Source organism: Cellulosimicrobium protaetiae (assembly GCF_009708005.2).
Lineage (GTDB): Bacteria > Actinomycetota > Actinomycetes > Actinomycetales > Cellulomonadaceae > Cellulosimicrobium > Cellulosimicrobium protaetiae.
Genome location: NZ_CP052757.1, coordinates 1,934,271 through 1,948,706, shown reverse-complemented (window position 1 = coordinate 1,948,706; position 14,436 = coordinate 1,934,271). Strand labels below are relative to the sequence as shown.

Sequence of the window (14,436 nt, the reverse complement as noted above, 5' to 3'; positions counted from 1 at the left end):
ACGGTCCTCGGGGAGGGAGAAACGTCTCTGACCTCGAAGGACACCGGTGGAACTACGTCTGTGTGATTCGCCAGAAGGCCTCCGGCCCCCTGGGTGTGCAACCACTATACCTAGTGGTCGACACCGCGCCACCGCACTAGATGTCGTGGTCGAACTTCACCCATCGGGGTGTGCTAGGAGCCATGGATCCATGGTCCCACCACCCTCTGACACCCCTTCCGGAGGACTCGTCCACAGCCCGTCGTCCACCGCCCGGAGGCACCACGAACGGCGTCCTCTCGCGGACGGCGAGGCATCGTCCACAGGGTGGGGACGACGTCGGTCCACACCCTGTGAGACCCGGTGAGGCCGCCTCGTGAGGCCGCCTCCGCCGTCGTGCGGCTCCGCGCCGACGCCCGGCGAACCGGCCCAATCCGGACACGACGAACACCCAACTCGTCGGCGTGTCGCGTTCCTTCGGCGTGTCGCGCCCGGCGCGCAGAACCTTGCGACGAACGTCACGCCCGCCCTCGAGAGGACGAGCGTGACGACGAACAGCGCCGCACCCGACGCGGAGCCGGGCACCCTCTCGGCCAACCACGGTTCTACCCCGCGCAACCACGGTTCTACTTCGCCGGACCACGGTTCTACCTCGCGCGACCACCGTTCTACTTCGGCGGACCACGGTTCTACCTCGCGTGGCGAGACGACGGACGAGCGGGGTGGGGCGGAGCGGGCGGGGTCGCGGGTCGTGGCGGGTCTGGCGGGAGGCCGCGAGGCACGAGCGGCCGGATGGTAGACCCGCGACCCCGCCCGCGGAGCCCCACCCGCGGACGCACGCCGCGGAGCTCCACCGGCGGAGCCCCCACGGAGCCCCACCCGCGGAGCCCCCGCGAGCCCCACCCCGCGGACGCACACCCGACGAGCGCACGAAGGCCCGCCCGGGGGTACCGGGCGGGCCTGTCGAGGCAGGACGGCTCAGGCGGTCTCGTCGACCGTCGGGAGCTCGTTCGAGGTCGCGAGGCGGCGGTACCAGTGCGCGGAGTCCTTCCACGTGCGCTCGAGCGTGTCGTAGTCGACGCGGATGATCCCGAAGCGGCGCTCGTAGCCGTAGCCCCACTCGAAGTTGTCGAGCAGGGACCACGCGAAGTACCCGCGCACGTCGGCACCGGCGTCGATCGCGGCGCCCACGGCGTCGACGTGGTCGTGGAGGTACGCGACGCGGCGGTCGTCGTGCACGCGGGCGGACCCGTCGGCGTCGACCGTGACCTCGTCGGCGAACGCGGCGCCGTTCTCGGTGACCATCATCGGCTGGTGCGGGTACGTCTTCGCCACGGAGACGAGCAGCTCGGTCATGCCGGCGGGCTCGATGTTCCAGCCCATCGCGGTGTACGGGCCGGGCTGCTGGACGAACTCGACGTCGTCGACGCCGATCCACGGGCTGTGCTTCGACGCGCCGTGCCCGTCGTTCTCCGAGCGCTCGCCCTCGCCGGAGAAGTGGCGCACGCGCACGGTCGAGTAGTAGTTGACACCGAGGATCGACAGCGGCTGGCGCACGGTGTCGAGGTCGCCGTCGCGCACGAACGACCAGTCGCTCACGTGCGCCGTGTCGGCGAGCAGGTCCGCGGGGTACTCGCCGTCGAGCATGGGGGCGAGGAACGCCCGGTTGGCGAGGGCGTCGATCTTCCGCACGGCGTCCAGGTCGCCCGCGGACGTCGGGTCGTCGGGCCGGATGACGTGGAGGTTGAGCGTGACGGACGTCTTCGCGTCCTCGCCGAGCTCGTCGCGGATCGCCTGGACGGCGAGCCCGTGCGCGAGGTTGAGGTGGTGCACAGCCGCGAGCGCCGCGGCGGGCTCGGTACGGCCGGGCGCGTGCACCCCGGAGCCGTAGCCGAGGTACGCGGAGCACCAGGGCTCGTTGAGCGTCGTCCACGTGTCGATCCGGTCGCCGAGCTCACGCGCCATGTGGCGGGCGTACTCGGCGAACGCGTACGCGGTGTCTCGGTTGGCCCAGCCGCCCGCGTCCTCGAGCTCCTGCGGGAGGTCCCAGTGGTAGAGCGTGACGACGGGCTTGACGCCCTTCTCGATCAGCGCGTCGACGAGGCGCGAGTAGAACGCGACGCCCTCGGGGTTGAGCGGGCCCGTGCCGCCGGGCTGGACGCGCGACCAGGAGATCGAGAACCGGTAGGCGCCGAGGCCGAGGTCGGCGATGTGCCGCACGTCCTCCTGCCACCGGTGGTAGTGGTCGTCGGCCACGTCGCCCGTGTCCCCGTTGAGGGTGCGGCCCGGCGTGTGGGAGTACGTGTCCCAGATGGACGGCGTGCGGCCGCCCTCGGCGGCGGCGCCCTCGATCTGGTACGCCGCGGTGGCCGAGCCCCAGAGGAAGTCGGTCGGGAACGTCCGGCGACCCGACGGCGCGGGCACGGACTGCGTGTCGACGGTGTCGGGGGCGGTGGTGTCGGTGGTCACGGGGGTCCTCGCTGCTCGGTCGTCGGACGACGCGGTCCGCGACGGGTGGTCGGTGGGGTGCTCGGCGCGTGCGACGAGTACCTGGGCGAGCATGCCATGGGAGCGCTTCCATAGCGTGCTCGCCCAGGATACGTCCTCAGCCGAGGTCGATCGTCACGCTCGTCGCGCCGTGGGCCTCCGCCGTCGCGGAGCCGGCCCGCACGGACCAGGCGGCCACGGCGTCGTCGGACGAGACCGTGAGCGTCGTGCCCGACCGGCGCACGCGGAACGTCGCCCCCGGCGCGCCGTCCGCCGGCGGGACGACCACGAGCTCGTCGTACCCCTCGGGCAGCTCGAACGCGTGCAGCGTGACGCCGTCGGCCCAGTCGTAGTCGGGACGGTCGGTGCGGGCGCCCACCGGGAGGACGGTGCCCGGGCGCACGAGCACCGGGAGCGAGCTGAACCCGTGGGTCTCGGTGACCCAGCGCGGACCCGTCACGGTCTCGCTCAGGGCGGGGCCGTCGTCGGGTTGGACGAGGCGCGTCCAGGTGCCCTCGGGCACGTAGTACTCGACGCGGCCGTCGGCACGGAAGACCGGCGCGACGAGCAGCGCGTCGCCCAGCAGGTACTGCGTGTCCGCGGTGAACCCCGCACGGTCGTGCGGCAGCTCGAGCGCGAGCGGGCGCATCATCGGCACGCCGTCGGTGTGCGCCTCCTCGGCCACGCGGCCGAGGTAGGGCATGAGCGACAGCTTGAGGTGCGTGAACTTGCGCGTGACGTCGACGGCCTCGTCGTCGAACGCCCACGGCACACGGACCGAGCCCGAGCCGTGGAGGCGCGAGTGCGACGACAGCAGGCCGAACGCCGTCCAGCGCTTGAACACTCCCGGGTCGGGCGTGCCCTCGAAGCCGCCCATGTCGTGGCTCCAGTAGCCGAAGCCGGACATCGACATCGAGAGGCCGCCGCGCAGCGACTCGGCCATCGACGCGTACGTCGAGTCGCAGTCCCCGCCCCAGTGCACGGGGAACTGCTGGCCGCCTGCCGTCGCGGACCGCGCGAACAGCACCGCGTCGCCCTCGCCGCGCTTGCGCTCCAGCAGGCGGAAGACCGCCTCGTTGTAGAGCTGGGCGTAGTAGTTGTGCATCTTGCGCGGGTCCGAGCCGTCGTGCCACGCGATGCCGTCGACCGGGATCCGCTCGCCGAAGTCGGTCTTGAAGCAGTCGACGCCCTGGTCGAGCAGGCCCTCGAGCTTGCCCACGTACCACGCGGTCGCGTCGGGGTTGGTGAAGTCCACCAGCGCCATGCCCGCCTGCCACAGGTCCCACTGCCACACGGACCCGTCCTCGCGCTTGACGAGGAAGCCCTGCTCCGCGGCCTCCGCGAAGAGCGGCGAGCGCTGCGCGACGTACGGGTTGATCCAGAGGCACACCTTGAGCCCGCGGTCGTGCAGGCGGCGCAGCATGCCCTCGGGGTCGGGGAACGTGCGCGGGTCCCACTCGAAGTCGACCCACTGGTACTCGCGCATCCAGAAGCAGTCGAAGTGGAACACCGACAGCGGCAGGTCGCGCTCGGCCATGCCGTCGATGAACCCGTTCACCGTCTGCTCGTCGTAGCTCGTCGTGAACGACGTCGTGAGCCACAGCCCGAACGACCACGCGGGCACGCGCGCCGGGCGGCCGGTCAGCGCGGTGTACCGGCGCAGCACGTCCTTGGGCGTCGGTCCCTGGATGACCAGGTACTCGAGCGCCTGGCCCTCGACGGAGAACTGGACGCGCGTGTTCACCTCGGACGCGACCTCGAACGAGACCTTCTCCGGGTGCTCGACGAACACGCCGTAGCCCTTGGTCGTCAGGTAGAGCGGGACGGACTTGTACGCCTGCTCGCTCGACGTGCCGCCGTCCTCGTTCCAGATGTCGACGACCTGGCCGTTCTTGACGAACGGGCCGAACCGCTCCCCCAGCCCGTAGACGAGCTCGCCCGGCTCGAGCGCGAGCTGCTCGTGCGTCCACGCGCGGCCGTCGTCGGCCGTGACGTGCCCGACCGACTTGGGCAGCGAGGACGTCAGCACCTCGCCGTCCGCCTCGAAGTCGACGCGCCACCGGTCGCCCCGGTGCACGCGCACGGCGAGGTCCTTGGACCGCAGGACCGCGACGTCGTCGTGGACCTCGACCTCGGGCCGGAACCCGGGCTCGCCGGTCACCTGGAACGCCGGGCCGCGGCGCACCGCGCCCTGGTGGTGCTCGACGCGCACGCGGATCACGCCGGGCGCGGGCGAGGAGTACGTCGTCGTGAGCATCGGGCGGTTGAGCGTGTCGCCGCGACCGCGGATCTTCGCCGTCGGCGCGTACACGGTGAGCGTGCCGGCCGCCTCGTCCGCGCGGACGTCGTCGACCTCGACCGCGTAGAGCGGGTGCATCCCCGGTCGGACCTGCCAGTACCCGTCGGTGAACTTCATGGGTGGTGCTTCCTTCGTCGGTGCGTTCAGGAGTCTCGGTGGCCGCCTCGCGGCCTGCCCCGGGGCAGGCACGGTGTGCGGCACGGCGTCACGCGGGAGGCGTCACTTCACGGCGCCGGCCGTGACGCCCCGGGTGAGCGTGCGCTGGAAGATGAGGAAGAAGATCAGCGCGGGGATCAGCGAGACGAGCGCGCCAGCGTTCGTCGTCGGGGCGTCCATCATCCGGTCGCCCTGGAGCGACGCGAGGGCGATGGGGATCGTCTGGGTGTCGTTGGTCGTCAGCATGACCAGCGGGATGAAGAACTCGTTCCACGTCCAGATGAAGAAGAAGATCATGAGGACGCCGAGCGTAGGCTTGACGATCGGGTACACGACCTGCCACAGGATGCGCCAGCGGCCGGCGCCGTCGAGCTGGGCGGCCTCGAGCAGCGCGGGCGGGAACGTGCCGAGCACGGACGCGAGCAGGTACGTGCCGAACGCCGCCTGGATGACCGTGAAGATGATGATGATCGACCACTGCGAGTTCGACAGGCCCACCTTCTGCGCCATGTCGAACAGCGGGTAGATGAGCGCCTCCTGCGGCAGCATGTTGGCCACGAGGAAGAGCGTGACGATCCACAGGCGACCCTTGATGCGGCCGACGCCGATCGCGTAGGCGCTGAGCAGCGACAGGAGCGTGCCGAACACGGCGACGAGTGCCGAGATGAAGACGGAGTTCCAGAGCTTCTGCGGGAAGTTCGTCCGCGTCCAGAAGTTCTGCACGCCCTCGAGGTAGAGCTCCTTCGGGATGCTCAGCGGACCGTCCTGGGAGTACTCGGCCGGCGACTTGAACGCGTTGAGCACCATGATGACGAACGGCGACAGCATGAGCAGGGCGACGAGGATCGCCGCGGCGAGCACGAACCAGCGACCGACGCCGCGGCGGTAGCGCTCGTCCTGGCGCGTGGCCCGCAGAGGGCGGCGGGAACCGGACGACGGCGCGGGCTCCGCGGGCGTGCCGCCCGCGGTCGGGGTGGTGGTGACGGTGGACATCAGCGGCCCTCCTGCTCACGACGCTCGGCGCGGCTCTGCAGCGCGAGGATCACGACGGCGACGACGATGATGACGAGGGTCAGCACGGTCGCCACCGCGGCGCCGTAGCCGACCTTCGACTTGTCGAAGAAGTTGAGGTACGAGTAGTAGCTCGGGACGAGCGTCGAGCTCTCGGGCCCGCCGCGCGTGAGCACGTAGATGGGGCCGAACACCTTGAGCGCGGCGACCGTGCACGTGAGCGTGACCACGAACGTCTCCGGGCGGATCTGCGGGATCGTGATGGCCCGGAAGCGGCGCCACCAGCCCGCGCCGTCGAGCTCGGCCGCCTCGTACAGCTCGGGGTCCACGCGCTGGAGCGCGGACATGAAGATGACGACGGGGTAGCCGATCTGCACCCAGATGAGCACGAGCATGACGCTCGGCAGCGCGGTCGTCGTGTCACCGAGCCAGTTGGGCGGGTTCTCGATGCCGATCCCGCGCAGGATCACGTTGAGCGCGCCGGTCTGGGCGTTGAGGATCCAGTTCCACAGCACGCCGGCGACGGCGACGGGCAGGATCTGCGGCAGGTAGTACGTCGCGCGCAGGAACGCCGCGACGCGCGGGCCGAACCGGCGGCCGAGGTAGTCGAACAGCACGGCCGCGAGGACGAGGCCGATGAGGGTCGGCGCGACGACCATCGCGAGGATCATCGCGATCGAGTTCTGGAACGAGGTCCAGAACGCCGAGTCGTTCATGAGGTCGGCGTAGTTGCCCAGCCCGTACCAGCGCATCGGCGCCATGCCGCCGCGCCACTTGAACAGGCTGTAGTAGACGTTCATCACGAACGGGTAGCCGATCACGACGACGAACGCCACCGCGCCGGGCAGGAGGTAGGGCAGGTACGGGAGCCAGGCGGGCCGGCGACGGCGGCGGGGTGCCGCGGTCGCGCGCGACGCCTCGCGCGCGGGGCCGGGCCCGGCCTCGGGCACGGTGTCGGTGCGGGTGGTCATGACGGTCTCTTTCGCGGGAGGTCCTCGGGTGGGGGCCCGGGCCGGCCGGGGCGATCCTGGGATCGGCCCCGACCGGCCGGGCGCGTGCGTCCGCTCAGCTGTCGAGCAGGTCCGCCTTGCCGTCCACGTACGCGGACTCGAGGCCGTCGAGCACCTCGGTCGGCGACTTCGACTGGTTGATGAGCGACTGGAGCTCGCTGACGATCACGTCGTAGTAGCCGGGCACGGGCCAGTCGGGGTAGAACGCGAGGCCGTCGTCGTCGAGGATCGCCTGGAAGTTCTCGGTGAGCTGCTGCGTGCGCTCGTCCGTGATGACGGACGCGTCACCGGCGACGGGCAGGCCGCCCTTCTCCGCGAGGATGTTCTGCACCTCGGGGCGCAGCGTGATGTCGATGAACTCCTCGGCGAGGTCGGGCGAGTCCGCGTTCGCCGGGACGACCCAGAGGTTGCCGGACGAGCCGACCTGGAGCGTGTTGCCGGGGAAGTTGAACTGGCCCCAGTCGGCGTCCATCTCCTCGACGATGCGGCCGAACCACCACGAGCCGGAGACCATCATCGGGTAGGTGCCGTTGATGAACGACACGCCCATGTCCTCGGCGGTCAGCGCCGCGGAGTCGGACGCGACGTAGCCGTCCTTGATCCACGAGTCGAGCTGCTCGGTCGCCTGCGTCATCTCGGGGCCGTGGAAGTCCGGGTCACCGTCGAAGAGCTGGTACTGGTCGACGAAGTCGCGCTCGGAGTTCGCGAGCACGAGCTCGTACCAGAGCTGGCCCATCGGGTACTCGGCGCCGGCCTCGGCCAGCGGGGTCACGCCCTGGTCCTTGAACGCCTGCATGACGGTCTCGAGCTCCTCGAGCGTCGTCGGCACCTCGAGCCCGTACTGGGCGAACATGTCCTTGTTGTAGTAGACCTGCACGAACTCGCCGTAGTTCGGGACGCCGTACCACTCGCCCGAGCCCATGAGGCCCTGGTCGTCGTAGGTCGCGGTGGTCTGGAGCGAGCCGCTGAGCTTCTCGTCCCAGCCGCGCTCGGTCGCCGCGTCGGTGAGCGGGGTCAGCAGGCCCTGCGCCGCGAGCTGGCCGGCCGTCGCGTTGCCCTTGTTGTACTCCATGACGTCGGGCACGTCGTCGCCGGTGAGGACGATCTTGGCGTTCTTCTGGATCTGCTCGAACGTCTGCTTCTCGACGACGACGTCGACGTCCGGGTTCTCCTCCTCGAAGATCTTGATCGCCTCGGCCCACGCCTGGCCCATGGCGGAGTCCTCGTTCTCGTAGTGCCAGATCGTCAGGGTCTGGTCGTCGGACCCGCCACTGCCGCCGGTGCCCCCGCACGCCGCCAGGGCGAGTGGGAGCGCTGCCACGGCAGCGACGAGCGAGATCTTCCGGGATCGCAGCATGTGCGTGTCCTCCTCATCGAGTTCCGGCGCTGGAGCCGGAGCGTGACCGGGGCGTCGCCCGGCCGGTCGGTTCAGCGAGCCTCGGGCTCGCGGTCGTCGTCGTCCGGGGACCGGCCGGCCGCGGGGGCGACGCTGCTGCCGGGTTCGAGGACGCACGGGATGAGCACGTTCGGCGTGCTCGGACGGGAGCCGTCCACGAGGGACAGCAGCTTCTGCACGCCCAGGCGGCCGAGCTCGGCCCCGGGCGCGTGCATCGTGGTCAGCGGCGGGTTGCTCATCTCCCCGACGCCGGGCGACGTGACGATCGACAGGATCGACATGTCGGTGGGGATCGCGACGCCGCGCTGCTGCAGCTCGGCGACGACGCCGAACGTCGCGATCTCGTTCATGGTGACGAAGGCCGTCAGGCGCGGCTCGCGCTCCAGGAGCGTCGCGACGGCGTCACGACCCGCGCGCGGGGACTCGTCGACGCGCAGCGAGACCGGTTCGAGCCCGCGGCGGCGCATGGCCACCTCGAAGCCCTCCTCGGCCCGGAACGTCGGGGCATAGCCGTCGTCCGCCGTCGCCTGCGAGTGGTTCACGAACGCGACGTGCCGGTGCCCGAGGTCGACGAGGTGCTGGACCGCGTCGTCCGTCGTGCGCTCGAAGTCGATGTCCACGGACGGCCGGTCCGTCACGTCGCGCGTGCGACCGATCATCGTGTACGGCACGCCGGCCTCGTGGAGGACGTCGACGCGGTCGTCGTCGAGGGCGACCTCCATGAGCAGGACGCCGTCCGCCATCCCCTGGCGCACGAGGTCGCGGACCTCCGGGGCCTGGGTCGTGCGGAAGGGCCACAGCACGAGGTGGTAGCCGTTCTCGCGCGCGGTCTCCGCGGCGGACGAGACGAACTCGGCGACCGTGCCGCCGAGACCCTTCTCCATCGCCGGGTAGATCAGCGCGAGCACGTGGCTGCGGCGCGACGCGAGACCGCGGGCCATCGCGTTGGGCTGGTAGCCGAGCTCCGCCATGGCGTCCTCGATGCGGCGGCGCGTCTCGTCGGAGACCGGCCGGGTGCCGGACAGCGCGTAGGAGACCGTGCTCAGCGAGACCTGCGCGCGTCGCGCCACGTCCTGCATCGTCGCCATCGTCACCACTCCCCTGTGGTCCGGTCCGTCGCCTCGGCCGTCGAAGCGCTTCGTCGAAACGCATCGTCGAAGCGCTTCGCTGTTACGAGTATTGGATGAACAAATGACGAGAGTCAAGCCCGCGGAGCAAGAACACGCTCTCCGGTTCGGTGCGCACGGCCCGACCTGCGACGACGCCGCGGCCCACGTCCGCGCCCGCGAACGCCCAACCCGGAGACATCGGCAGGTTCAGCACGCAGGCTGCCCGCAACCCCGGGTTCGTCGAGCTCCCCAACCGGCCGAACCCGGGATCACTCCTCACGGGACGGGGTGGGTGAGGAGCGACCTCGGGTTCGGCGGGTGCGGTCGGCGGCGCGAAGGGTGCGCGCGGGGCGTCAGAGCGTGAGGTCGACCGGGTCGCCCGCACGCAGGACCTCGCGCACGCGCAGGTCGGCGTCCGTGACGACGACGTCGGCGCGGCGGCCCGCGACGAGGCCGCCACGGTCGTCGAGGCCGATCACGCCGGCCGGGGTCCAGGAGGCGGCGCGCACCGCGTCGACGAGGGGCACCCCGGCCTCGACCGTCTCGCGGACGACGTCGAGCAGGTGGTACGTGCCGCCCGCGATCGACCCGCCCTCGGTGAGCCGCGCGACACCGTGCGCGACCGTGACGCTCATCGGCCCGAGCTCGTACGCGCCGTCGGGCATGCCGGCCGCGGCCATCGCGTCGGTGACGAGCGCGACGGCGTCCGGCCCGGCGACCGCGCCGTCCCCGCCGACGTGCGCGCCGACGAGCTCGGCCACGCTGCGGATGGTGCCGTGCACGAGGTGCGTGCCGTCGGCCACGAGCTCGACGACCAGCTCGCCGCGGGCAGCAGCGGCGAGGCACGCCGCGATCGGACCCGGCTCGCGGTGGTGCAGGGGCCGCATGCCGTTGAACAGGTGCGTGGCGGTCAGCCGTGCCCCGGGACGCCCGGCCGCCGCGAGCGCCGCGACGCCCGACGCGATCGCCGCCTCCGTCTGCTCGGTGCTCGCGTCGGTGTGCCCGATCGACGGGATCGCCCCGACCTCGACGAGGGTCTCGATCACTCCCCCGGCGCCGACGACGCCCGGCACCTCGGGCGCGACCGTCATCGTGCGCAGGTAGCCGCGCGCCGCCGCGGCGATCGCACGGACGAGCTCCGGGTCTCCCTCGAGCATGTCGTGCGGGTTCTGCGCGCCGCACCGGACCTCGGAGAGGAACGGCCCCTCGAGGTGGATGCCGACGATCTCCCCCTCGTCGGCGAGGTCGGCGAGGGTGCCGGTGCGCTCCAGCAGCACGTCGCGCGGGGCGGTCACGAGGGACGCGACGAGGCTCGTCGTGCCGTGGCGCAGGTGCTCGCGTGCGGCGACGCGCGCCTCGTCGACGCTCGTCGCGTCGGGGAAGCTCGACCCGCCGCCGCCGTGGTCGTGCACGTCGACGAGGCCCGGGAGCAGCGTCGCCGCGCCGTCCGACGGCAGGTCGGCGTACCCCGCGGCGACGGCCTCCGTCCGGGGGCCGACCCACGCGATCCGCCCGTCCGCCACGGCGACGACGCCGTCGTCGAGGACACCCGTCGGGGTGACGACGCGGCCCACGAGGACTCGCTCGGTGCCGGGCTGCTGGGCGGGACGAGGACTGCTGGCGGCGTCGGTCATGGAGCCATCCTGCCGCACTTCGTACACCTGGCGTGCAAACCCGTCGGGCCGTGGACGCACGCGGGTCGAGAGCCGAGACGCGGCGCACGGGACGACCGCGCTCGGCCGCCGTCGGACCGCCCGCGGTAGCCGTGCGCCTCAGCGCTCGCGCGACGCGAGGAGGCGGCGGGCACCACGGCCGAGGTGCAGGGCGAAGAGCCGCTGGAACGTCGGCACCGCGAACGCGAACGGACGCACCCACCACAGCACGGGCCTGCTGAACACGTCGATGCTCCACCACAGGTCACCCGCGTCGTCCCGCTCGACGGCGAAGCGCTCCTCCCCCACGAACGCGTGCCCGGGCAGGGTGCCGTACCCGAACGCGACCCGGCGCGCGGACCGCTCGACCCACACGACCTCGCACGGCTCGTGCAGGCGCAGGCGCCCGACGCCGAGCAGGGTCGTCACGCGCGCGCCGGGCTCCGCGACCGGGGCCGCGGTGTCCAGGCGCACCCGCGCCGCCGCGTGGACCCGCCACGTGAGCAGCTGCTCCCCCAGCCACGCGAGGTCCTCCGGACCGTGCGGGCGGTCCGTGAGCCGGCGGCGCACCTGCAGGTACCGGTACCCCGCAGGACGGTCGTCGGTGCGGGTCGCACCGACCTCCGGGTACGTGAACGTCATGACCTGCTCCCCTCCGGGGCCCGCCCGGGCCCACGACTCGTACCCCGTCCGGCACCGTCCGCCTCGTCCGAGGCCGACGGCCCGCGCGCGAGGATCCGCAGCCCGAGGATCGTGCACAGCACGAAGCCGAGCGCGTTCGCGACGCCGTGCGTCGCCGCCATCACGTCGAGGCTCGGGTGCGCGAACCCGAGCGCCTCGCCCGCGGCCCACCAGAGAGCGAGCAGCATCGACGGCCCGACGAGGGTCGCGCCCGTGCCGAGCAGCACCCGGGCGACCGCAGTGTCCCCGCGACCGTCCGGCAGCCGACGGTCGGCCGGCTCCCGGCGGTCGTCCCCCGGTCGACGGCCATCCGGCTGCGCGCCGCCCGGCTCCGCGGGGCCGGTGGGCCGCGCGAACGACCGGACGGTCGCGACCGCGGTCGCCCACAGGGCGAGCGTGAGCACCCCCGCGCCGACGAGCTCGGCCACGTCGCCGACGAAGTAGCCGACGAGCACGAGCACCGTCCCGAGCGGCACGCCCCACGCCCCGGCGACCGCGAGCCGGTCGGTGCCGAGGCGCGCGACCGCGCCCGCGATCAGCGCCGCACCGAACCCGGCGTAGAGCATGTGCGGGACCGTGAGCGCGAGATACGTCCCGGAGAACCCCAGGAGCCCCCACCCGGCACGCTCGGCGACCAGGGCGCTCGCACCGACCGCGGGCATGACCAGGGCGGTCACGGTCGCCGCGCGCGAGGCGAGGCGCGCGACGGCGGACCGATCGGCACGCGTGGCACGTCTCGCCCGCACCTCGCGCAGCGTGCGCGCCGCGAGCCGCGCGCCGGCACCGGCCAGCACGGCGGTCGCCGCCGCGAAGACGAGTGCGAGCAGGACCGACGCGGTGCCGTGCGGGAGGACGACGCCCGCCGCTCCGGCGACCCCTGCGAGGGGCCATGCGGCGCTGCGCGGTGCGGGGACGACGTCGGGCCCGAGGAGACGCAGGCCGAGCGGCAGGACCACGACCATGCCGAGGACCACCAGCCCCGAGACGAGCGCCGCGCCGGCCGGGCTCACGCGCGATCCTCCGGCCCGTCGGCGCGCTCGCGGGGCGCGACGGCCGGCTCCGGCGCCCCGGGCGCACCCGGGTGGACCGCGCGCACGAGGCGTAGCACGTCGTCGACCACCCCGCGCGCGACGGGGAGCCGGGACAGCCGGACGAGGCTGCCGACGAGCGCTGCGCCCCCGTCGACGAGCCTGCGCGTGCGGGCGAACCCGGGCGACGTGTCATGGACCCAGAACAGGGTGATGCCGAGCTGGGCGAGCCACAGCAGCTCCGGGAGCTGGGCACGCAGCCGGGCGGGGACCCGCGACGACGACCCGGCGACGACCCGCTCGAAGAGGTCGCGCGAGAGGTCGCGCGACGCCGCCGAGGCGGCGGAGAACGGGCTCGCGTCCGAGCCCGGGCGGATCGCGACCGACACGAACTCGCCGCCGAACGCGTGGAACGGCGCGAACGCGTCGACCGATGCGCCCCACACCCCGCGCAGCCGGTCGGTGAGCGGCCCCTCGGCGGCGAGCACGGACGCGGCGCGCTCGGCGTGCTCGTGCTGCACCTCGAGGTAGAGCTCCTGGACGAGCGCGTCCTTGGACGGGAAGTGGTAGTACGCGTTCCCCGTGCTCACGCCGGCCTCGGCCGCGACGGCACGCATCGTCGTGCGCTCGTACCCGACGTCGCGCAGCATCCGAATCGCCACGTCGCGCAGGTGCGCGCGCGTCCGCTCGGACTTCGGTGTCGCGCTCATGCGTCGCCGCCGTTTTTGAACATGTTCAAAAATTACCACGGCGCGTCGCCAGCACAGGGGACAGAGGCGCTCCATGCGGAACACCAAGAGACGGCGGTCGCTGCCGAGCAGGCTGTCCTGGCGAGACGAGCAGGCGGTCGTGGCGCGTCCAGGGGTCGGGACGGGCCATGACCGCCTGGTCGGCGGGGTGGGGGCCGGGATTAGAAGAGGCGGGAGTCCACGTCGTCGACGCCGCGCATCGCGTCGTAGTCGAGCACCAGGCAGCCGATGCCCCGGTCCGTCGCGAGCACGCGCGCCTGCGGCTTGATCTCCTGCGCGGCGAACACGCCGCGGACGGGAGCGAGGAGCGGGTCGCGGTTGAGCAGGTCCAGGTAGCGGGTGAGCTGCTCGACCCCGTCGATGTCGCCCCGGCGCTTGATCTCGACCGCGACCGTCGCTCCGGACGCGTCCTTGGCGAGGATGTCCACCGGGCCGATCGCGGTCGGGTACTCACGGCGCACGAGCGTGTGCCCGGACCCGAGCAGCTCGATCTGCGCGGCGAGCATCTCCTGCAGGTGGGCCTCCACACCGTCCTTGACGAGGCCCGGGTCGACGCCCAGCTCGTGCGAGCTGTCGTGCTGGACCTCGTGCAGCTCGATCTCGAGGCGGTCGTCGCTCTTCGCGTGCTGCACGGCCCACACCTCGGTCACGCCACGCTCGCGCGCCTCGTCGGACGGCTCGCGCACGGCGAGCGAGCACGGCGGGCTCATCCAGTTGAGCGGCTTGTACGACCCGCCGTCGGAGTGCAGGAGCACGCTCCCGTCGGCCTTGACGATGAGCACGCGCGTCGCGAGCGGCAGGTGAGCCGCGAGGCGGCCGGTGTAGCGGGCGGAGCAGCGGGCGACGACGAGACGCATGGGGCGGGGGTCCTCCGGGTGG

12 protein-coding genes are annotated in these 14,436 nt (G+C 72.5%); 1 reads left to right on the top strand and 11 read right to left on the bottom strand.

Annotation, left to right across the window (positions count from 1 at the left end; genetic code table 11):
* Positions 1-523 precede the first annotated feature (523 nt).
* Positions 524-778, top strand: a complete 255-nt coding sequence (locus FIC82_RS08260) for a hypothetical protein (RefSeq protein ID WP_154798229.1) — start codon at positions 524-526, stop codon at positions 776-778.
* A 179-nt stretch (positions 779-957) separates the two neighbouring features.
* Here the strand turns inward: FIC82_RS08260 and FIC82_RS08255 are convergent, their stop codons facing one another.
* The 11 genes from FIC82_RS08255 to nucS form a co-directional block, all read right to left on the bottom strand.
* A complete protein-coding gene (locus FIC82_RS08255; protein WP_253691766.1) occupies positions 958-2,403 on the bottom strand; it encodes a GH1 family beta-glucosidase in 1,446 nt (481 codons plus the stop codon).
* 181 nt (positions 2,404-2,584) lie between these two features.
* Positions 2,585-4,882 (bottom strand): alpha-xylosidase, encoded by a 2,298-nt coding sequence (gene yicI / locus FIC82_RS08250; protein WP_154798227.1) that lies wholly within the window; start codon positions 4,880-4,882, stop codon positions 2,585-2,587.
* A 102-nt stretch (positions 4,883-4,984) separates the two neighbouring features.
* Positions 4,985-5,914 carry a carbohydrate ABC transporter permease gene (locus FIC82_RS08245; RefSeq protein WP_154798226.1) on the bottom strand — a complete coding sequence of 310 codons (930 nt, stop codon included), beginning with the start codon at positions 5,912-5,914 and terminating at the stop codon, positions 4,985-4,987.
* On the bottom strand, positions 5,914-6,903 hold the full coding sequence (locus tag FIC82_RS08240; RefSeq protein ID WP_082918619.1) for a carbohydrate ABC transporter permease: 990 nt from the start codon (positions 6,901-6,903) through the stop codon (positions 5,914-5,916). Before FIC82_RS08240 ends, FIC82_RS08245 begins: the two co-directional genes overlap by 1 nt.
* A gap of 94 nt (positions 6,904-6,997) precedes the next feature.
* On the bottom strand, positions 6,998-8,299 hold the full coding sequence (locus FIC82_RS08235) for an ABC transporter substrate-binding protein (protein ID WP_154798225.1): 1,302 nt from the start codon (positions 8,297-8,299) through the stop codon (positions 6,998-7,000).
* Positions 8,300-8,370: 71 nt separating this feature from the next.
* On the bottom strand, positions 8,371-9,426 hold the full coding sequence (locus tag FIC82_RS08230) for a LacI family DNA-binding transcriptional regulator (protein WP_154798224.1): 1,056 nt from the start codon (positions 9,424-9,426) through the stop codon (positions 8,371-8,373).
* A gap of 374 nt (positions 9,427-9,800) precedes the next feature.
* On the bottom strand, positions 9,801-11,081 hold the full coding sequence (locus FIC82_RS08225) for an N-acetylglucosamine-6-phosphate deacetylase (RefSeq protein WP_154798223.1): 1,281 nt from the start codon (positions 11,079-11,081) through the stop codon (positions 9,801-9,803).
* Between the two features lie 138 nt (positions 11,082-11,219).
* The gene (locus FIC82_RS08220; RefSeq protein ID WP_154798222.1) at positions 11,220-11,741 is read right to left on the bottom strand and encodes a DUF1990 family protein; all 522 of its coding nucleotides are present in this window, start codon (positions 11,739-11,741) and stop codon (positions 11,220-11,222) included.
* Positions 11,738-12,790 carry a YndJ family transporter gene (locus tag FIC82_RS08215; protein WP_216610004.1) on the bottom strand — a complete coding sequence of 351 codons (1,053 nt, stop codon included), beginning with the start codon at positions 12,788-12,790 and terminating at the stop codon, positions 11,738-11,740. The genes FIC82_RS08220 and FIC82_RS08215 overlap by 4 nt, the downstream gene beginning before the upstream one ends.
* Positions 12,787-13,593, bottom strand: coding sequence for a TetR/AcrR family transcriptional regulator (locus tag FIC82_RS08210; RefSeq protein ID WP_336240417.1), 807 nt, complete (start codon positions 13,591-13,593; stop codon positions 12,787-12,789). Before FIC82_RS08210 ends, FIC82_RS08215 begins: the two co-directional genes overlap by 4 nt.
* Positions 13,594-13,718: 125 nt before the next feature.
* A complete protein-coding gene (nucS, locus tag FIC82_RS08205) occupies positions 13,719-14,414 on the bottom strand; it encodes an endonuclease NucS (RefSeq protein WP_154798220.1) in 696 nt (231 codons plus the stop codon).
* Between the last annotated feature and the right edge of the window lie 22 nt (positions 14,415-14,436).

Coding starts and splice junctions, on each gene's coding strand:
- FIC82_RS08235 (WP_154798225.1), bottom strand. CDS start 8,299: ATGCTGCGATCCCGGAAGATCTCGCTCGTCGCTGCCGTGGCAGCGCTC.
- FIC82_RS08230 (WP_154798224.1), bottom strand. CDS start 9,426: ATGGCGACGATGCAGGACGTGGCGCGACGCGCGCAGGTCTCGCTGAGC.
- FIC82_RS08210 (WP_336240417.1), bottom strand. CDS start 13,593: ATGGAGCGCCTCTGTCCCCTGTGCTGGCGACGCGCCGTGGTAATTTTT.
- yicI (WP_154798227.1), bottom strand. CDS start 4,882: ATGAAGTTCACCGACGGGTACTGGCAGGTCCGACCGGGGATGCACCCG.
- FIC82_RS08245 (WP_154798226.1), bottom strand. CDS start 5,914: ATGTCCACCGTCACCACCACCCCGACCGCGGGCGGCACGCCCGCGGAG.
- FIC82_RS08225 (WP_154798223.1), bottom strand. CDS start 11,081: ATGACCGACGCCGCCAGCAGTCCTCGTCCCGCCCAGCAGCCCGGCACC.
- nucS (WP_154798220.1), bottom strand. CDS start 14,414: ATGCGTCTCGTCGTCGCCCGCTGCTCCGCCCGCTACACCGGCCGCCTC.
- FIC82_RS08220 (WP_154798222.1), bottom strand. CDS start 11,741: ATGACGTTCACGTACCCGGAGGTCGGTGCGACCCGCACCGACGACCGT.
- FIC82_RS08240 (WP_082918619.1), bottom strand. CDS start 6,903: ATGACCACCCGCACCGACACCGTGCCCGAGGCCGGGCCCGGCCCCGCG.